Origin of the sequence: Paenibacillus xanthanilyticus (genome assembly GCF_042682185.1) — a bacterium.
Classification (GTDB): Bacteria; Bacillota; Bacilli; order Paenibacillales; family Paenibacillaceae; genus Paenibacillus_Z; species Paenibacillus_Z xanthanilyticus.
In genome coordinates this window covers 718,068-737,724 of sequence record NZ_JBHUHA010000002.1, presented here as the reverse complement: position 1 = coordinate 737,724, position 19,657 = coordinate 718,068, and the positions used below count along the sequence as shown (strand labels likewise).

Here is a 19,657-nt window from a genome sequence, read left to right as displayed (position 1 = left end):
TTAACCCCCTACATTCGAGAGGAGATTTAACGAATCATGAAAATGAAATGGTTTAAAAGTTTGGCGTTCACGACACTCGCCCTCGCGGTAATGGCTACGGCCGTTCCGGTCGCAAGCGCGGCCAGCAAGCTCAGCGGCAAAATCGTCATTAACGGCTCGTCGGCGCTCCTGCCGCTCACGCTGCAAGCCGCCAAGGAATTCAAGAAAGCGAATCCGAAAGTGAAAATCTCCGCATCCGCAGCCGGCTCCATTACGGGTCCGCAATCGGTGCGCAAAGGCATCGCCGACATCGGCGCGGTTGACTGGGACGCTTCCCAAGACGTGCCGGGCTTCAAGAAATTCGAAGGTCAAGTGGCGCACAAAGTCGCGGTCATTCCGTTCGCGGCTGTCGTCAACAAAGGCGTGGGCGTCGACAACCTGACGACCAAGCAGCTGCAAGACATTTTCTCCGGCAAAGTGAAGAACTGGAAGGAAGTCGGCGGCAGCGACGCGTCGATCGTCGTCGTCAACCGCGCATTCGGCTCGGGCACGCGCGTCAACTTCCAAATGAAAGCGTTGGACGGCGCGGACTTCATGTCCAAAGGCGACAACTACAAAGAGGTTAAGTCGAGCGGCGATATGAAAACGGCCGTCGAAACGACGCCGAACGCAATCGGCTACATGGACCTCGTCTATGTCACGAGCAAAATGAAGGCGCTCAAAATCAACGACGTGGCGCCGACCGAAGCGAACGTCATTAACGGCAAATACAAAGTATGGGGCTACGGCTATTACATGACCAAAGGCCAGCCGACGGGCGCGACGAAGGCGTTCATCGAATACATCCAAAGCAAGACGTTCCAGAACGGTTCGCTGAAAAAATTGAAGTTTATTCCGATCTCCGCGATGAAGTAATTTCAACTCCCATGCGGCCAGCTTAGGATGAAAGTGCCTAGCTGGCTTCTTTTATGGGGTTCGCGTGAAGATTTTGTAAAAAACGAAAGGGGCTTAACGAGCATGATGGAGATGTCTGCGCCCGCGAGCGCCGCGGCAACCGAGCTGGGCACGAGCTTGAAGACGAGCTCGGGCAAGACGTTCGGACGCCGGGCGAGGCTCGCGTTCTATAACCGCACGTTCAAGGCGATCTGCGTCGTCTGCGCGGTTTTCGTATGCATTATTTTGTTCTCGATTCTGTTTCTGATGGGCCGCACCGGCATTCTGACGTTCGAATACGTCTCACCGATGGAGTTCTTCTTCTCGACCGAATGGGTGCCGGAGAACGAGCAATACGGCGCGTTCGTGTTTATTTTCGGGACGTTCGCGTTGACCGCGCTGACGATGCTGATCGCCATGCCGATCTCGATTCTGATCGCGGTCTTCCTGGCGGAGGTAACGCCGCCGTGGCTGCGCGCCATGCTTCGTCCGGTGCTCGATTTGCTGGTGGGCATTCCTTCCGTCGTGTATGGCTTCCTGGGCATGACGCTGCTCATCCCGCTGCTGCGCGACGTGACGGGCACGACGATGGGCGACGGCCTGCTCGCGGCCGCGATCGTGCTGACGATTATGGTGCTCCCGACGATCAGCCGGATCAGCGACGATGCGATTACCGCGGTGCCGAAGAAGTACCGGGATGCATCCTACGCGCTGGGCGGCACCCGTTTCCAGACGACGTTCAAGGTCGTCCTGCCGGCGGCGCGCAGCGGCATCATGTATGCCGGCATCCTCGGCATGGCGCGCGCGATCGGCGAGACGATGGCGGTCGTCATGGTCATCGGCAACACGCCGCAGCTGGCGAACAGCCTGCTGAAGCCGACGTCCGTCCTGACGAGCAACATCGTCATGCAAATCGCGAACGTGCCATTCGACTCGACGTGGAACTACGCCCTGTATTTAATGGGCTTCCTGCTGCTTGTGATTTCGCTGCTCATGATCGTGCTCATCCGCTTCATGCAGCGTAAAGGAGTGCAACGATAATGTCCGCTGGCATTCAAAAGAGCCCGTTCGTGTCTTCGCGCAAAAGCGGGAACCGGCTCAAAAACAATCTGTTCACCGGCCTTGTATGGACGGTCGGCATTTGCACGATCATCTTCATCGTTGGTCTCCTGTTCCTCATCTTGGAGAAAGGCATGCCGAAACTAAGTCTCGACTTCCTGCTCGGCCTGCCGGACGAGATCATGGAAGGCGGGGGCATCGGTCCGGCATTGTTCAATTCCTTCTATGTCCTGATCATCTCGCTCGTGATCTCGATACCGCTTGGCATGGCGGCTGGCATCTACCTGGCGGAGTTCGCGCCGGATAACAAGTTCATCGGCTTCCTGCGCGTCTGCGTCGAAGGCCTGGCTTCCGTTCCTTCGATTATCTTCGGCTTGTTCGGCATCGTGCTGTTCGTCGAAGCGTTCGATATCGGCTTGACGATCATCGGCGGCGCGGTGAGCCTTGCGTTCTTGAACCTGCCGGTGCTTACCCGCGTGACGGAGGAGGCGATTCGCGCCGTGCCGCAGGAGATGAAGCATGCCTCGTTCGCGCTGGGCGGCACGCATCTGCAGACGATTCGCCGCGTGCTCATCCCGGTCGCGCTGAATGGCATTATTACCGGCATCTGCCTCGTGGCCGGCCGTGCGTTCGGCGAGAGCGCCGTCATCATCCTGACGGCCGGGGTGACGACCTCGGGCGTGATGTGGGATTTCAACCTGCTGTCGCCGGGCGAGACGCTAGCCGTCCATCTCTGGTATGTGCAATCCGAAGCGATCGTGCCGGATGCGGTGGAGATCGCGGAGAAGTCGGCGGCCGTGCTCGTCTTCATCGTGCTGCTGATCAATCTGCTGTTCCGCATTCCGCTCTGGTTGAACGCGCGGAAGATGCGATAATTGACACAATATGACGCATTTTGACATTCCGTTAACATTTTCATATACGTCCGATAATGCTCTTTCCCTATAGTGGGAACTAGCGATAGAGGATGGAGATGGAGGGAACAGGAATGAACAATGCTGTATTAACGACGGTACGTGGGCTGACGATCGTAAGCGAGGCCAAGAAGAAGGTGAACGACGAGAAGCGGGAATCGTTGGCCAGCAGGGTGAGCGGCCCGGCCGAAGGTTCCCGCGACTCCGTATATACAAGGTTTATCCGCCCGGTCATGATGGTGCTGCCGACGCGCAAGTGCAGCGAAGTGATCGAGCAGTTCAATGCGGCGCCCGATAGCGAGTGCGTCATCGTGTGCACGGAAGCGGACGAGCCGCTCGGCCTTGTCATGAAGCATCGGCTGTCCAGGCTCCAGACGCAGCGATTCGGCAAAGAGCTGTTCTTCGAACGCAGCATTACGAAGCTGATGGACGAACAGCCGCTTGTCGTCGAGGCGGCAATATCCGACCAGGAGCTGCTTGATCAGGCGCTCGGACGCGAGGAGAGCACCTTATATGATTGCGTAATCGTCACGAAAGGCGGCCGCGTCGCCGGCATCCTGACGATGGCGGATCTGCTCAACTTATCCCGGCTGCTGCAGCAGCAAAGCGCCCAGTCGCAAATCAAGACGATGGCCGGCGCTGAACGAATGGTGCACGAGATCGACCGTTCGGTCGAAGAGGTGCTGCAGGCCGCGCGTCATGGCGAACGGATGTCGGAGAAAATGGTCGACTACACGCTCCAAGGCAAAAGCGAGCTGAATAAAGTCAGCGAGGCCTTCTCGAACCTCTCCGGACTGACGGCCCGCCAGGTCGAGCAGATCAAGCAGCTGCAGAATCAGGCGGACGCGATCGGCGCCGTGTCGAAGCTGATCCGCGACTTGGCCGAGCAGTGCAACCTGCTGGCGATGAATGCCAGCATCGAGGCGGCCCGGGCCGGCGAGCATGGCAGAGGCTTCGCCGTCGTCGCCGGCGAGGTCGGGAAGCTGGCGACGCAGACGAAGCAGTCGGCCGGCGAGATCGGCGACTTGATCCGCACCGTTCTGCAAGCGGTCTCGGTCACCGCCGAGCTGGTCGCCGCCAGCCGCGACGAAGCGCTGTCCAGCGCGGCCTCCGTGCAGGAGGCGTCCGGCGCATTCGAGCAGCTGTTCCACGCCGCCGCCGGCAACCGCAAGAGCGCTTCCGAGATCGGACGATTGGCGGACGACGCATACCGGCAATCCGAGCGGGTCGCCAGCGAGCTGAACCAATTGATCGACACCATGCGAGGCGGGATGGAGCACGAGAACTAGCTTTCTAACGCGTTGGGCAGCATCCGACGGATATTTTACATTCCGTTTACAAATCATCAATACGACTTTGACATATCGACGCTAGGATAGGTACAGGTTGGACAGCGGCGTCAATGTTGTCCGAATGAAGTCCGCACACTGGAGGGAACGCCATGCAAGCGCCAGCTCATACGCAAGCGTTAATCGAAATCGATAAATTAAATTTGTACTACGGTACATTCCACGCGCTCAAGAACGTGTCCATGGAAATTCCGGAGAAGGCCATTACCGCCTTCATCGGTCCGTCCGGCTGCGGCAAGTCCACGCTGCTGCGCACGTTGAACCGGATGAACGACATGATCGCGGGCACCCGGATCGAGGGCAAAATCGCCATCGGCGGGGCAGACATCTATTCGAAAGAGGTCGATGTCGAAACGCTTCGCAAGAAGGTCGGCATGGTATTCCAGCAGCCGAACCCGTTCCCGAAGTCGATCTATGACAATGTCGCGTACGGTCCTCGCCTTCATGGCATCACGAGCCGCAAGCAGCTGGACGAAATCGTCGAGACGAGTCTTCGTTCTGCCGCGCTGTGGGAGGAAGTGAAGGATTATCTGAAGCGTTCCGCGCTCAGCCTCTCCGGCGGTCAGCAGCAGCGGCTGTGCATCGCGCGCGCCTTGGCCGTCGAGCCGGACGTGCTGCTCATGGACGAAGCGACATCCGCCCTGGACCCGATCTCGACGCTGAAGATCGAGGAGCTGGCGCAGGAGCTGAAGGACCGTTATACGATCGTCATGGTGACGCACAATATGCATCAGGCGGCGCGCGTCTCGAATCAGACGGTGTTCTTCCTGAACGGCGAAGTCGTCGAATACGCCGAGACGGAGAAGCTATTCTCCACGCCGCGCGACCAACGGACGGAAGATTACATTAGCGGACGATTCGGCTAGATTAGAGGGGGACGTTACAAGCAATGATGATGACTGCACGCAAAGAATTCGACCATGGACTTGAAGATTTGCGCGAATTGCTGCTCGATATGGGGCGCAAAGCCTCCACGGCGCTGGACCGGTCCCTGCGGGCGCTCAGCCAATTGGACGTAGAGGCGGCGAAGCGGGTCATTGAAGACGACGTCGATCTGAACCGTCTCGACGAGCGGGTGTTCGACCTGGGCGCTCGCCTCATCGCCACCCAGCAGCCGGTCGCGAAGGACCTGCGCCGGATTCTGATCGCCTTCAAAATCTCGAACGATCTCGAGCGGATGGGCGATCTGTCCGTCGACGTGGCCAAAGTCGTGCTTCGCCTCAGCGGCGAGAAGCTGATCAAGCCGCTCATCGACATTCCGCGCATGGGCGAGATCGTCCAGTCGATGATCGACGACGCGATTCGCGCCTTCGTGACGGAGAATGTGGATCTGGCCTACAAAATGGCGAAGGAAGATGACCGCGTCGACGAGCTGTACGGCCAAATTATTCGCGAGCTGTTTGCGCTCATGGCGGAGAATCCGTCGACGATCGCGCAGGCCAGCCAGCTCAGCTTCGTCGGCCGCTTCGTCGAACGGATCGGCGATTACGCGACGAACATCGGCGAGAACGTCGTCTACCTCGTCACCGGCACGAGACCGGAACTTAACGCCTAGCTGCATGTGTGAACAGTCTGTTGAGGGGTAACCTGAAGCAGGCTGTTTTTTATTTACAAAGCCGCATAGGCAAGCATACATTTCCCGAAAATATTTACATTGCGTTTACATAGTGAAAATACCCGTTTAACGACAAGCTTTTACAATGAATCATGTAAAGCAAATAAACCCGTGCAAGAAACGGAAGGAGAAAACCATTAGCATGAAAAAGATGTTGCTTGTAGTAATGGCTCTGGTGTTGACGGTCAGTCTGGCGGCTTGTGGTTCGAAGAACTCGACGAACAACGCGGCCAACAACGGCGCGAATCAAGAGGCTGGCACAAATAACGGAACGACAGGCGGCGCTGAAGGCGGCGGTGAAGAACTTTCCGGTTCGATCCTGGCAGTAGGTTCGACGGCATTGCAGCCGCTCGTCGATCAAGTATCGAAGAAATTCATGGAGCAGCATAGCGGCGTGACGATCCAAGTGCAAGGCGGCGGCAGCGGCACAGGCCTGACGCAAGTCGCGGGCGGACAAGCGCAAATCGGCAACTCGGATATTTTCGCCGAAGAGAAATTCAAAGACGCGGAAGCCGATCTGGCCAAAGACCTGGTCGACCACCAAGTAGCGGTCGTGGGCATGGCGACGGTCGTAAATAAAGAAGTCGGTGTAGACAGCCTGACGAAACAGCAGCTGGTCGACATCTTCACGGGTAAAATCACGAACTGGAAAGACGCAGGCGGCGCGGACGAAAAAATCACGATCATCAACCGCCCGGCAAGCTCCGGCACGCGCAAAACGTTCGAGACGTACGCGCTCGGCACGAAAACGGAAGACCTGCAAGGCTCCATTCAAGAAGATTCCTCCGGTACGGTTAAGAAGCTCGTCGGCGAAACGCCTGGCGCAATCGGCTACCTGGCCTTCTCGTACCTCGACGATACGGTAAAACCCGTGAAATACGACGGCGTTGAACCATCCGAAGCAACGGTGATCGACGGCACGTACCCGGTATGGGCATATGAGCACATGTACACGAAGGGCGAGCCGGATGCGGCGACGAAAGCCTTCCTCGAGTACATGCTGACAGATGAAGTGCAAAACGCCGACGTGACGGAGCTTGGTTACATCCCGGTTAACAAAATGACCGTTACCCGCGCGGTAGACGGTACCGTAACGAAGAAGTAATCGGACTGAAGGCGGTCCGCTAGGACGGCCGATACGCATTCACAAGCCAGAGAGGCGATCCATTCGCCTCTCCTTGGCAGTTAAGAAGGAGAGGTACTATGGAGCAGACGGCTGTGAAAGGTCAGAAGACCAATTCGAAATCCGCATTCATGAAACCGCACATCAGAGAAGAATGGGTTGGCCGCGTATATACGTTCATTTGTATTTTGATCCTGATCGCGACGATTTTGGCTATCGTTTATTTTGTCGCTTCCAAAGGCTTAAGCACGTTCATTACGAACGGTGTGAACATCGGAGATTTGCTAACTGGACTGAAGTGGGATCCGGAGGGCGAACCGGCCGTGTTCGGCGCGCTTCCGTTCATCTTCGGTTCATTCAGCACGTCTTTGCTCGCTGCGCTCATCGCCGCTCCGCTCGGCTGCTGCGCCGCGATCTTCATGACACAAATCATGCCCGGGGCAGGCAGACGCTATATGCAGCCCGTCATCGAGCTGCTCGCCGGCATCCCGTCGGTCGTCTACGGCTTTGTGGGCTTAAGCGTCATCGTGCCGATGCTTCGCGCAGTTTTCCCCGGTCAAGGGATCGGGATTCTGGCCGGTTCGCTCGTGCTGGCCGTCATGATTTTGCCGACCATCACGTCCATCGCGACGGATGCGCTCGCCTCGCTGCCAGGCGGCTTGAAGGAAGGCTCGTTCGCCCTTGGCGCGACGCGCTGGCAGACGATCTACCGCATCGTCCTGCCGACGACGCTGCCGGCGCTGCTGACCGGCGTCGTGCTCGGCATGGCGCGCGCGTTCGGCGAGGCGCTGGCCGTCCAGATGGTGATCGGCAACGCGCCGCATATTCCGCGTTCCTTGTTCGAATCCGCATCAACGCTTACGAGCGCCATTACGCTCAGCATGGGCAATACGATTTCCGGGACGGCGCATAACAACGCGCTTTGGTCGCTTGCGCTGATTTTGCTCACGATGACCTTCGTCTTCGTCTTCGTCGTCCGCGTGCTGGAGAGGAGAAATCACCGATGAACGCTAGAACCGCCGACAAAGTCGCGACCGTCGTCATTTGTTTATTCGCCGGCATTATCGTACTCGTCCTGCTGGGACTGCTCGGCTTTATCTTATTCCGCGGCTTATCGCATATCAGCTGGGACTTCCTCACCTCGGCGCCAGAGACGATCAAGGCCGGGGGCGGCATCGGGCCGCAGCTGTTCAACTCGCTGTTCCTGCTCGTGCTGACGATGATCATCACGATTCCGCTAGGACTTGGCGCCGGCATCTACATGAGCCAATACGCGAAGCCCGGCAAAGTGACGAACTCCATTCGTCTCGTCGTCGAGGTGCTCTCGTCGTTCCCGTCGATCGTCGTCGGCCTGTTCGGCTTGCTCGTGTTCGTTAACATCATGGGCATCGGCTTCTCGCTCTTCTCCGGCGCGCTCGCGCTGACCGTCTTCAACCTGCCGCTCATGGTCCGGATTACGGAACAAGCGATGGCCGGCGTGCCTCGCGAGCAGAAGGAAGCGAGCCTGGCGCTCGGTCTCTCCCGCTGGAAGACGATCACCTCGGTCATGCTGCCGATCGCGATGCCGGCGATCATTACCGGCACGATTCTCGCTGCAGGCCGCGTATTCGGCGAAGCCGCCGCGCTGCTCTTCACCGCCGGCATGAGCTCGCCGCGGCTCGATTTCACGGACTGGAATCCGATCAGCCCATTCTCGCCGCTCAATCCATTCCGACCGGCGGAGACGCTGGCCGTGCATATTTGGAAAATCAACAGCGAAGGCCTCGCGCCGGATGCGGGAGAGATCGCCGCGGGCGCTTCCGCCGTGCTGGTGCTGACCGTGCTGCTGTTCAACTTCGGCGCCCGCTGGTTCGGCCGCTTCATGCACCGCAAATTCACCGCAACACGTTAGCAGGAGGAATCGCACATGGCAACCACCGGGATGAAAGTGAAGGATTTGAGCGTATTTTACGGAGAGAAGGAAGCGGTGAAGAAGGTGTCGCTCTCCTTCTCGCCTAAGCAAGTCACCGCCTTGATCGGTCCGTCGGGCTGCGGCAAATCGACCTTCCTGCGAAGCTTGAACCGGATGAACGATACGATCGGCGGCGTGAAGACGACCGGCGAGATCTGGATCGACGATGTGAACATCAACGACCCGTCGATCGACGTCGTCGAGCTGCGTCAGCAGATCGGGATGGTGTGGCAGCGTCCGAATCCGTTCCATAAGTCGATCTACGAGAACATCGCCTTCGGTCCGCGCTATCACGGGATCAAGAACAAGAAGAAGCTCGACGAGATCGTGGAGGACTCCCTCCGCAAGGCCGCGCTGTGGAATGAGACGAAGGACCGGCTGCACAATTCCGCGCTCGCGCTCTCGGGCGGCCAGCAGCAGCGGCTGTGCATCGCGCGTTCAATCGCGGTCAAGCCGAAGGTGATTCTGATGGACGAACCGGCTTCCGCACTCGACCCGGTATCGACCTCGAAGATCGAGGAGCTTATCGCAGAGCTGAAGAAGGAATACTGCATCGTCATCGTGACGCACAACATGCAGCAGGCGGCTCGGGTATCCGACCGGACGGCATTCTTCTATATGGGCAAGCTGATCGAGACGGACGAGACGGACAAAATGTTCACGAACCCGTCCGAGAAAGAGACAGACGATTACATCTCAGGCCGATTCGGTTAACAAGAGTCTTCGCAAGAAGCGATAACGGGGCGGCGAGTCGCCGACGAAGGGGAGAAGCGTACGTGAGACGCAAAGAACTGGATGAAGGACTGAAGCAGCTCCAGGAGCTGCTCGTCGAGATGGGCGAACGCGTCGAGCATGCGCTTGCGGAGGCGATGGCGTCTCTGCAGACGCTGGATGCCGAGAAGGCGCGCGTCATCGTGGAAGAGGACCGCAAGCTAAACGAGCTGGAAGAACGCATCGACCAGCTCGGCGCGCGGATGATCGCCACACAGCAGCCGGTGGCGAAGGATTTGCGCCGGATTCTGACGGCGTTCAAGATGGCGGCGGATCTCGAGCGGATGGGCGACCTGTCGGTCGATATCGCGAAGATTACGCTTCGTCTGCAAGGACAGACGCTCGTCAAGCCGCTGGTCGACCTTCCGCGCATGGCGGAGCTGACGCAGCAGATGATTCACGAGTCGATCCAATCCTACGTGCAGGAGAACGTCGATTTGGCGTACAAGATGGCCAAGGACGACGACGAGGTCGACGCGCTGTACAATCAAGTGACGCAGGACTTGTTCAAGCTGATGGTGAGCAACCCGCAGACGATCACGCAGGCGGGCATGATCAGCTTCGCCGGCCGCTACGTCGAGCGGATCGCGGACCATGCGACGAACATCGGCGAGAGCGTCGTGTATCTGGTGCTCGGGAAACGGCCGGATTTGAACGTGTAGCCTCGAATTTCTCGTTGCGACCCTAAAGACAAACAAAGTGGTGCCACAGGATCATGTTCCTGTGGCACTATTTTTATTCAAATTTTCACCTTGGTCTTAACTTTATTATTGATCGTTTATTTACTTACATAATCCATAACCTTCTGGTTCCCCTCGGCGGAGGGCAATGCTGTAAGGTTAACGAAAAGCATAGGGAGAAAGCCAGCGACGGTCAGCGGTTAACAGGCTTCAACACGCTTATGTCTGAGAAGGACTTAAACCCGCTGAAGCTTTGTCCGGCAGGACAAAAGCGTGCCCCGCTCAAGCTCAATCGCCGACCGCGAACAAACATGCCAGCACGAAATAGGGAGTCCTGAGCGTTTCTAAGGAAAACGCACTTCGGAAGCATACGCTTGGGCAAAGCCCTTTGGAGCCTCCTCGGCGGAGGAGGAGGGAGGAGGGAGCAACAAAAGCGGGGTCAACGGGGCGCAGCCATTCTTAACCTGACAGCATTGCGGCGGAGGGGGAAGGGGGAGCGAGAACGGAGGATCCTGGAGGGCGAAGCCCTTTATTGCGCCCCTTTTACCCACGCTTTACAAACCCGGAACGCTCCTTAAACAATCCGGTGCTACAATAGCGAAATAGTGCAAGAGAATCAGTTCATTCGCATCGAGGGGATAGCCGTGGAAGAGATCGGATACGGATTGCTGGATCGAACGTTGATGGAGAAAATAACGGAGCGCTGGCATCATGGCGGGGTCGGGGTTATTCTGCTGCATATTGACCGAGCGGGAAACGACGAGCTGGCGGCCATCCGGCATTGGATGGAACAGGAACGCCGCTTATTTTGGCAGTACCGGATGAATCACGATTATTATTTCCTGCTCGGCCGGCAGCGCGAGGACGTGCGGCTGGACAGGCTTATCGCCCAATCAGCGAAAGCGCTGCGCGAATGTCTGCGGGCAGCGCAGCGAGGCGGACAGCGGGATTATGCCGGTTATGCGATCGGCAGCTCGGCGATTTACCCTTCCGGCGTAGGACGTTCGGCGGAATCGATGATATACGGCGCGCTGAAGGAAGCGTTGTCGGCCGCGAGCGAGCCGCTTCGGCAGCCGGTCCGCGGGCGCAATGACGAGCAGGATGAGCCGGCGGATGCTGGACAAGCACCTGTCGGAGACGCATTCCAAATCGGCGCATTGGCGAAGCAAATTCCGGTATTTGACGTGAAAACGCGCGTATCGGAGGTCGGCAAGCTGTTCGAGATGAACGAGCGCTTGCAAGGGGCGGTCATCGTGGCGGGGCAGCGTCCGGTCGGGCTGATAATGAAAGAGAAGCTGCACCAATTGCTTGCCGGGCCGTTCGGCATCGCGCTGTATTGGAACCGTCCGATCGAGAAAATTATGGACGATCATCCGCTCATCGTCGACGCCGAAAGCTCGGTGGAGTCGGTCTCGCAGCTGGCGACCGCGAGGGATCATGCCAAACTATACGACGTTGTCGTCATCACGCGGGACGACCGGCTGCTGGGGGCCGCGTCGATCCGTTCCATTCTGGAGTGTATGACGAACCTGCGGACGGAGGAAGCGAGAACGTCCAACCCGCTTACCGGCTTGCCGGGCAATGCGTCGATCGTCCGGGAGATGCAGCGGCGAATCGCCGCAGGGCGCCCCTTTGCGGTGCTGTACGCGGACATGGACTACTTCAAATGGTTCAACGATCGCTTCGGCTTCAGCCAAGGCGATGCGTTGATTCGATACTGCGCGTCAGTCCTACAGGAGGAAACGAGGCAGGCGGCGCCGAACGGCAGTTTCGTCGGCCATATTGGCGGCGATGATTTCATCGTTATCGCCGATGCCGGTCAAGGCGAGACGTTGTGCCGATCGGTCCTAAGCCGATTCGACGACGGCGTCGTGAGTTTCTATGGCGGAGCGGACAATCTGGCCGTGTCGGATCGTTCGGGTAACCGGGTCGACCAGGAAGGGGTCAGCTTGTCCGTCTCGCTCGTGCGGTGGGACGGCGACCGGCCGGTCACGCCGGAGAATTTGTCGCAGGCGGCCGCGCGATTGAAGAAGCGGGCCAAGAGCATGCGAGGCAGCTCGTATGTGAGCGGCGGCGTGTTTGAAATGCATCGGGGAGAGGAACGAAATCAACGTGGAGCAAGTCATGGATATGAATCGACACTATAGCCGGCTGTGGGGCAAATCGCGACCCGGTGCCGCCGGCATCATCTATATGGCTTGGCATGGGCCGGGCAAGGACGAATACCGGCGCAGAAGCTGGTCGGCCGCGCAGTGGAGGAGCTTTGTCGAGCGGGAGACGGAAGCGCTCCGCGCGGAGCTGCCCGGCGTGCAGCAGATTTGGATGCGCGAGGATCTGTTCCTTTGCCTGCCGATGTCCGGCGATGACGCGGAGCTGCAAGAGGAGCGGCTGCTGGAACTCGCGAATCGGCTGAAGCGCGAGTGGGAGCCGTCGTACCGCGGCATCGCGGCATCGGATATGTTGCCTGGCATGGCGCTGCATACGGGGATCGCCTATATGCGGGATAACGGCCAGCGCCTTAATTCGTCGTGGTGGTACGAAGGGATGAAGCGGGCGCTCGTACACGGCCAGCATCTGTTCGCGACGGAACGCAGCATGAAGCTGCGTCTGTTCGAGCAGCTCACGCGGCAGCGGCTGCTCTACCCGGTCTTCCAGCCGATCATCTCGCTGCGCAACGAATCGGTGTACGGCTACGAGGCGCTCAGCCGCTTTCCCGCCAACCGGTGGTTCCCGGGCCCGCAGCAGCTGTTCGATTTCGCGTCCGCGGAAGGGATGGTGTACGTGCTGGACCGGCTGGCCCGCGAGCGCGCCATCGAGTCGAGCGCGGGTCTGGCGGGCGGACAGAAGCTGTTCATCAATCTGACCGCGCAAATTATGGACGATCCGCAATTTACACCGGGGCAGACGTTGTCGCTGCTAGCCAACATGGGCCTCTCCGCGCACCACGTCGTGTTCGAGATCACCGAGCGCAGCTCGATCGAGGATTTCCAGACGGCCAAGCGGACGCTCGATCATTATCGGAGCCAGGGATTCCAGATCGCGATCGACGATGCCGGCGCGGGCTATTCCTCTCTCCAATCAATCGTGGAGCTGCAGCCGGATTTTATCAAAATCGACCGTTCGCTCATTCGCGGCATTCATGCCGATGCGGTGAAAGGGCATATCGTGCACACGTTTACCGAATTCGCCTCCAAAATGGGCAGCGCCATCATTGCCGAAGGCATCGAAACGGAGGAAGAGCTGTCTTACATCCGTGATATGGGCGTTCCTCTGGCGCAAGGGTACCATCTCGGCAGGCCGCAAGAGGCGATTAGTACGGGCCATCATGGGGAGAAATGAAGAAGAGCGTATCCAGACTGGCCATGCGGATGGCCGGTCTTTTCGTCTCACGGGCAAGATTACGATTACCAGGCGGTATCGGCGGCGCAAAGTGGGAAAGCTTGTCTGCTTTATGCTATGATAACGGGTAGTAAATAAGTGCGCGAGGTGCCTGACATGGAAAAATGGGTCTTGATCGACGGTAACAGCATCGCTTACCGGGCTTTCTTTGCAATGCCGCCTTTGACGAATTCGGCCGGCATGCACACGAACGCGGTTTTCGGCTTTACGCAGATGCTGCTGAAGCTCCTGGAAGAAGAGAAACCGACGCATATGCTCGTCGCGTTCGACGCAGGGAAAGTGACGTTCCGCCATGAAGGCTACGAGGAATATAAGGGCGGACGCCAGAAGACGCCGCCGGAGCTGTCCGAGCAGTTCCCGGTGCTGAAGGAGACGCTGAAGGCATTCGGCATCGCGCAATTCGAGCTGGAAGGCTACGAGGCGGACGATATTATCGGGACGCTGACGCGCATCGCGGACGAGCGCGGCGTGCAGGCCGTCGTCGTATCGGGCGACAAGGATATGCTGCAGCTGGCTTCCGACCATGTGACGATCGCGATCACCCGCAAGGGCGTCACCGAGATTGAACACTATAACCCTGGCGCGATTCAGGAGAAATACGGCTTGACCCCGCTGCAGATCATCGATCTGAAAGGGCTAATGGGCGATACGTCCGATAACATTCCCGGCATCCCCGGCGTCGGCGAGAAGACCGCGCTCAAGATGCTGCACGAATTCGGTTCGGTCGAGAACGTGCTGGCCAACACGGACAGCCTGAAGGGCAAAATGAAAGAGAAGGTCGAGACGCACAAGGAAGACGCGATCATGAGCAAAAAGCTGGCGACGATCTTCCGCGAGGTGCCGATCGAGAGCAAGGCCGACGAGATCGCTTACGGCGGCTACGACAAGGCGACGCTGGCCGAATCGTTCCGCAAGCTGGAGTTCAAATCGTTGATCGAACGCCTCGACCTGAACGCCTCGGACGCTTCTGGCGCAGACGCGATCCCGGCCGATGAGAGCTATGAGCTGATCGTCGTAGACGAATCGACGTCGGCCGAGACGCTGAACGAGGCGCTTGCGGGCACCGAGTGTCTTTACATCGAAGCCGTCGGCGAGAACGCGCATCAAGCGCCGCTGCTCGGCCTGGCGCTCAGCGCGGGCGAGCGCGTCTTCGTTCTTTCGCACGATACCCTTATGGGACCTGCCGGCGAGCCGGTCAGAAGCTGGCTCTCCGATCCGGAAGCGCCGAAGCAGGGCTATGACCTACATAAGGCGGAGCTTGTGCTGTCGTGGCACGGCATCGAGCTGCGCGGCACTTCTTTCGACGTCATGCTGGCCGCCTACCTGCTCGACCCGACGGAATCCGACCAGACGCTCTCGTTCCTGGCGGGCAAATACGGCATTCCGTCCATCGCATCCGACGAGTCGGTGTACGGCAAAGGCGCGAAGTTCAAAGTGCCGGATGCGGACGCGCTCGCGCGTCATCTGGCTCAGAAGGCGGCCTGCGTGAAGCGGCTCATCCCGCTCCAATACGAGGAGCTGGAGAAGAACGGCATGAGCAACCTGTATTTCGAGCTGGAGCAGCCGCTGTCCGTGGTCCTTGCTTCCATGGAGAAGAAGGGCATCAAGGTCAATCCGGAGGTGCTGCAGGAGCTGGGCCGCGAGCTGGAGCGCAACATCGCGCAATACATGAGCGATATCTATTCCCATGCCGGGATGGAATTCAATATTAACTCGCCGAAGCAGCTCGGCGAGGTGTTGTTCGAGAAGCTGCAGCTCCCGGTCATCAAGAAGACGAAGACGGGCTATTCGACCGACGCCGAGGTGCTCGAGAAGCTGGAGCCGTATCACGAGATCGTCCGGCTCATCCTGCACTTCCGCCAGCTGTCCAAGCTGCAATCGACTTATGTGGAAGGCTTGCTGAAGGAGATCCGGCAGGATACGGGCAAAGTCCATACGTACTACCGGCAGACGATCGCGGCGACGGGCCGCCTGTCTAGTCAATTCCCGAACCTGCAGAACATTCCGATCCGGCTGGAGGAAGGACGCCGCATCCGCAAAGCGTTCGTGCCCTCCGAGCCGGGCTGGTACATTCTGGCGGCCGACTATTCACAGATCGAGCTTCGGGTGCTCGCGCATATTTCGGGCGACGAGAAGATGAAGGAAGCGTTCCTGAATGACATCGACATACATACGAAGACGGCGATGGACGTATTCGGCGTACAGCAGGAGCAAGTCGACGCGAACATGCGCCGCCAGGCGAAGGCGGTCAACTTCGGCATCGTCTACGGCATCAGCGACTTCGGCCTGTCGAACAACCTGGGCATTACGCGTAAAGACGCAGGCCGCTTCATCGAGCAATATTTCGAGGCGTTCCAAGGCGTTCGCGGGTATATGGACAATATCGTCATGCAGGCGCGCCGCGACGGATACGTCACGACGCTGCTCGAACGCCGCCGGTACTTGCCGGAGATCAAAGCCTCGAACTTCAATTTGCGCTCCTTCGCGGAACGCACGGCGATGAACACGCCGATCCAGGGCACCGCCGCCGATATCATCAAGCTGGCGATGGTGAAGATGGACAAGGAATTGGAAGCGCGCGGGCTGCGCAGCCGCATGCTGCTCCAAGTGCATGACGAATTGGTGTTCGAGGTGCCGGAGGACGAGCTCGAGACGATGAAGACGCTCGTGCCGGAAGTGATGGAGAGCGCGATCCAACTGGACGTGCCGCTCCGGGCGGACGTCAATTACGGTATCAATTGGTATGAGGCGAAGTAGACGAGCAGGAGGCATTCGTCCCCGATTTAAGGTATAATGGTCATGCGGTATTGACTTTTTTCACGCATCGTTTCATTTGCGTTCCGGATCGGGAACCTGAACGAAATTCGAAGTTATAGGAAAGCAGCGGGCTAAGACAGGCGTTTCGGACGAAGCGGCTTGCCTTGGCCTGCTTCGGTGTTGCGGCGCGCGCCGCATCGGCCGTTTGCATCAGGGAGGGAAGACATATGCCGGAATTGCCGGAGGTTGAAACCGTGCGAAGGACGCTGATCCAGCTGGTCGCGGGCAAACGGATCGACCGGGTGACCGTGTCGCTGCCGCGCATCGTCCAGCGTCCGCAGGAGCCGGAAGCTTTCGCGGCGGCGCTGGCCGGGCAGACGATCCGCACGGTGGAACGAAGAGGGAAGTTTCTGAGGATCGTACTCGACGATCTCGTGCTGGTGTCCCATCTTCGGATGGAAGGACGCTATGGCGTCTATGGACAGGACGAGCCGGTCGAGCTGCATACACACGTCATTTTCCATTTTGATGACGGCACGGAGCTGCGCTACAAGGACGTCCGCCAGTTCGGCACGATGCATCTGTTCGCGCCGGGCGAGGAGTTCGAGCAGAAGCCGCTTATGAAGCTGGGCATCGAGCCGCTGGACGAGTCGTTCACGCTGGGGGCGTTCAAGCAGGCGCTCGCGGGCCGCACGACGAAAATCAAGCCGCTGCTGCTCAATCAGGAATACGTGGTCGGGCTTGGCAATATTTACGTGGACGAAGCGTTGTTTACGGCGGGCATCCATCCGGAGCGCACGGCTGATACACTGAAGTCGTCGGAGTGGCAGAAGCTGCATGAAGCAGTGCGTTCGACGCTCGAACGCGCGGTTGACGCGGGCGGCTCGTCCATCAAGTCGTACGTGAACGGGCAGGGCGAGATGGGCATGTTCCAGCATCAGCTTCTCATCTACGGACGCAAAAACGAACCGTGCAGCCGCTGCGGCCGGGCGATCGAGAAGTCGGTCGTCGGCGGACGCGGCACGCATACGTGCCCGTCCTGCCAGAAGCCGCCAAGGCCGAAGCCGGCCGCGCGGGAATAGCGGGCGATGCACCTGCGGGCGGGTGTTCCGCATATGATGTACCATTCATGGGCGAATATACGTGTTCTTTCGCAAAGAAAGTTCACGATTGGCCATCATGGGAGGGACATCGGTTGCTCGCACATGCTGCATCTTTGCTGCTGCTCGCGTTTGCCGTCAGTCTGGACGGATTGGGCGTGGGCGTAACTTACGGATTGCGCCGGATCCGCATACCGGTCTTCTCGGTTGTCATCATTTCGCTTTGTTCCGGATTTGTCGTGTGGTTATCGATGCAGATCGGCACCGTGCTGGCCGGTTATCTTTCGCCGGATTTTGCCAGCTGGGCCGGCGCCGCGCTGCTCGTGTTGATCGGCGCGTGGGCGTTGATCCAGCATTTCCGCCGAGGCAAAGGGGAAGACGAAGAGACGGAGGACGAAGCGGACGTTCGAACCGCGACGACATCCGTAGCGGATCCGGACGGCGCGCCGTCCGCCAGCGACTGGCAAACGACCAAAACGATCGTGATCTTGGAGCTGAAGCGGCTGGGGTTGGTCATTCAAATTTTGCGCACGCCGCAAATCGCGGACGTGGACCGCTCGGGCATCATCTCCGCTTCCGAGGCCGTACTGCTCGGCTTCGCGCTGTCGCTGGACAGCTTCGGCGCCGGCTTAGGCGCAGCGATGGTCGGATTTCCGCCGGTGCTGACCGCGCTTATCATTTGCACATCCAGCGGATTGTTTCTGCTGGGAGGCATGCAGCTTGGCTTTCGCTTCGCGGGGATGCGGGGCATGCAGGCGCTGTCGGTGCTGCCGGGATTGATGCTGATCGCAATGGGAATTATGAAACTGCTCTAACGGGCAAAGAGGTTAGTAATGAGGTGAAGGCATGATACTGGGGTTAACGGGCGGCATCGCCTGCGGCAAAAGCACGGTCTCGTCCATGCTCGTCCGCCGGGGTGCCCAACTCGTCGACGCCGATAAGGTCGCCCGGGAAGTCGTTCTTCCCGGCGAACCGGCGCTGAACGAGATAATCGCGTTATTCGGCCAGCGCGTCATCGCGGAGGACGGGACGCTGGACCGGCGCGAGCTGGGGAGCATCGTGTTCGCGGACGCGGACAAGCTGAAGCAGCTTGAACGCATTCTCCATCCCGCCATCCGGGCGCGCATGCGCCAGCAGGTAGAGGCCTACGAAGCGGCCGATCCCAACGGCCTTGTCGTCGCGGATATACCGCTGCTGTACGAGACGGGACAAGCGGATAGCTATCCGCGAATCATGGTGGTTTACATACCGAGAGCGCTGCAGATCGAACGGCTGATGGCCCGCAATTCGCTGCCGATGGAAGAGGCGGTTCGGCGCATCGACCTGCAGATGGACATCGAAGAGAAGCGGAAGCAGGCCGACTACGCCATCGATAATAGCGGGGACTTGAAGGCCACGGAAAGGCAGATAGACGACTTTTGGCGCGAAGCGGGATTGGCATGAAAATCGTAAATAAACCTAAATTTCGGCGTAGAATGCTGGCGCTGCTCGTCGTAGCGCTGGTTGGCCTCTTATTTCTCAACTCCGATTGGATCGGACGCTGGATGTATCCGATCTCGTACGAAGCGGATATTCGCGTAAGCGCGAAGAATTACGGCCTGGAGCCGCATCTCATCGCCGCGATCGCACGCGTGGAGACGAACTACAGCCCGAGCAAAGTGTCGAAGAAAGGCGCGGTCGGCATTATGCAGATCATGCCGGACACGGCGAAGTGGATCGTTGAACGCGGGGGCTTTAACGGCGTTACGCTGGACAACCTGTCCGCCCGCGCCGATATCGGCATCGAGATCGGCTCCTGGTATTTGCAATCCCTGCACAAGCAATTCGACAACAACCGTCTTGCTGCCGTGGCCGCCTACAATGCCGGACCCGGATCGGTGAAACGGTGGTTGTCAGACGGCACGTGGAACGGCAAGGAAGAGACGCTCGACGACATTCCGTACGGCGAGACCAGGCACTATGTACAACGCGTCATTTATTATTATAATAAGTACAGGAAGCTGTACCCGGATTTTTAGCTTCTCATG

18 protein-coding genes are annotated in these 19,657 nt (G+C 58.8%); all 18 read left to right on the top strand.

Annotation, left to right across the window (positions count from 1 at the left end):
• Positions 1-42 precede the first annotated feature (42 nt).
• The 18 genes from ACFSKT_RS20330 (at position 43) to ACFSKT_RS20245 (ending at position 19,648) form a co-directional block, all read left to right on the top strand.
• Positions 43-894 (top strand): phosphate ABC transporter substrate-binding protein, encoded by an 852-nt coding sequence (locus ACFSKT_RS20330; RefSeq protein WP_377718758.1) that lies wholly within the window; start codon positions 43-45, stop codon positions 892-894.
• Positions 895-1,005: 111 nt separating this feature from the next.
• Positions 1,006-1,953, top strand: coding sequence for a phosphate ABC transporter permease subunit PstC (gene pstC / locus ACFSKT_RS20325; protein WP_377718759.1), 948 nt, complete (start codon positions 1,006-1,008; stop codon positions 1,951-1,953).
• Positions 1,953-2,846, top strand: coding sequence for a phosphate ABC transporter permease PstA (pstA, locus tag ACFSKT_RS20320; protein ID WP_377718391.1), 894 nt, complete (start codon positions 1,953-1,955; stop codon positions 2,844-2,846). The genes pstC (ACFSKT_RS20325) and pstA (ACFSKT_RS20320) overlap by 1 nt, the downstream gene beginning before the upstream one ends.
• A gap of 113 nt (positions 2,847-2,959) precedes the next feature.
• Entirely contained in the window at positions 2,960-4,174 is a 1,215-nt protein-coding gene (locus tag ACFSKT_RS20315) for a methyl-accepting chemotaxis protein (RefSeq protein WP_377718392.1), read from the top strand.
• Positions 4,175-4,326: 152 nt separating this feature from the next.
• Positions 4,327-5,100 carry a phosphate ABC transporter ATP-binding protein PstB gene (gene pstB / locus ACFSKT_RS20310; RefSeq protein ID WP_377718393.1) on the top strand — a complete coding sequence of 258 codons (774 nt, stop codon included), beginning with the start codon at positions 4,327-4,329 and terminating at the stop codon, positions 5,098-5,100.
• A gap of 29 nt (positions 5,101-5,129) precedes the next feature.
• The gene (phoU, locus tag ACFSKT_RS20305; protein WP_377718760.1) at positions 5,130-5,789 is read left to right on the top strand and encodes a phosphate signaling complex protein PhoU; all 660 of its coding nucleotides are present in this window, start codon (positions 5,130-5,132) and stop codon (positions 5,787-5,789) included.
• A gap of 202 nt (positions 5,790-5,991) precedes the next feature.
• Positions 5,992-6,954, top strand: a complete 963-nt coding sequence (locus ACFSKT_RS20300; RefSeq protein ID WP_377718394.1) for a phosphate ABC transporter substrate-binding protein — start codon at positions 5,992-5,994, stop codon at positions 6,952-6,954.
• 98 nt (positions 6,955-7,052) lie between these two features.
• Positions 7,053-7,979: a phosphate ABC transporter permease subunit PstC gene (gene pstC, locus ACFSKT_RS20295; protein ID WP_377718395.1), complete on the top strand. Its 927-nt coding sequence runs from the start codon at positions 7,053-7,055 to the stop codon at positions 7,977-7,979.
• Complete coding sequence (gene pstA, locus ACFSKT_RS20290) at positions 7,976-8,863, top strand: phosphate ABC transporter permease PstA (RefSeq protein ID WP_377718396.1); 888 nt, start codon at positions 7,976-7,978, stop codon at positions 8,861-8,863. Before pstC (ACFSKT_RS20295) ends, pstA (ACFSKT_RS20290) begins: the two co-directional genes overlap by 4 nt.
• 15 nt (positions 8,864-8,878) lie before the next feature.
• On the top strand, positions 8,879-9,637 hold the full coding sequence (gene pstB, locus ACFSKT_RS20285) for a phosphate ABC transporter ATP-binding protein PstB (protein ID WP_377718397.1): 759 nt from the start codon (positions 8,879-8,881) through the stop codon (positions 9,635-9,637).
• A 62-nt stretch (positions 9,638-9,699) separates the two neighbouring features.
• Positions 9,700-10,356 (top strand): phosphate signaling complex protein PhoU, encoded by a 657-nt coding sequence (gene phoU / locus ACFSKT_RS20280; protein WP_377718398.1) that lies wholly within the window; start codon positions 9,700-9,702, stop codon positions 10,354-10,356.
• Positions 10,357-11,018: 662 nt separating this feature from the next.
• Positions 11,019-12,521, top strand: coding sequence for a GGDEF domain-containing protein (locus ACFSKT_RS20275; protein WP_377718399.1), 1,503 nt, complete (start codon positions 11,019-11,021; stop codon positions 12,519-12,521).
• On the top strand, positions 12,499-13,713 hold the full coding sequence (locus ACFSKT_RS20270; protein WP_377718400.1) for an EAL domain-containing protein: 1,215 nt from the start codon (positions 12,499-12,501) through the stop codon (positions 13,711-13,713). Before ACFSKT_RS20275 ends, ACFSKT_RS20270 begins: the two co-directional genes overlap by 23 nt.
• A 156-nt stretch (positions 13,714-13,869) precedes the next feature.
• The gene (polA, locus tag ACFSKT_RS20265; protein WP_377718401.1) at positions 13,870-16,530 is read left to right on the top strand and encodes a DNA polymerase I; all 2,661 of its coding nucleotides are present in this window, start codon (positions 13,870-13,872) and stop codon (positions 16,528-16,530) included.
• Positions 16,531-16,757: 227 nt separating this feature from the next.
• The gene (mutM, locus tag ACFSKT_RS20260) at positions 16,758-17,612 is read left to right on the top strand and encodes a DNA-formamidopyrimidine glycosylase (protein WP_377718402.1); all 855 of its coding nucleotides are present in this window, start codon (positions 16,758-16,760) and stop codon (positions 17,610-17,612) included.
• A 113-nt stretch (positions 17,613-17,725) separates the two neighbouring features.
• A complete protein-coding gene (locus tag ACFSKT_RS20255) occupies positions 17,726-18,445 on the top strand; it encodes an MntP/YtaF family protein (protein ID WP_377718403.1) in 720 nt (239 codons plus the stop codon).
• A gap of 31 nt (positions 18,446-18,476) precedes the next feature.
• Positions 18,477-19,073: a dephospho-CoA kinase gene (gene coaE / locus ACFSKT_RS20250; protein WP_377718404.1), complete on the top strand. Its 597-nt coding sequence runs from the start codon at positions 18,477-18,479 to the stop codon at positions 19,071-19,073.
• Positions 19,070-19,648 (top strand): lytic transglycosylase domain-containing protein, encoded by a 579-nt coding sequence (locus tag ACFSKT_RS20245; RefSeq protein WP_377718405.1) that lies wholly within the window; start codon positions 19,070-19,072, stop codon positions 19,646-19,648. The genes coaE and ACFSKT_RS20245 overlap by 4 nt, the downstream gene beginning before the upstream one ends.
• Positions 19,649-19,657: the final 9 nt, after the last annotated feature.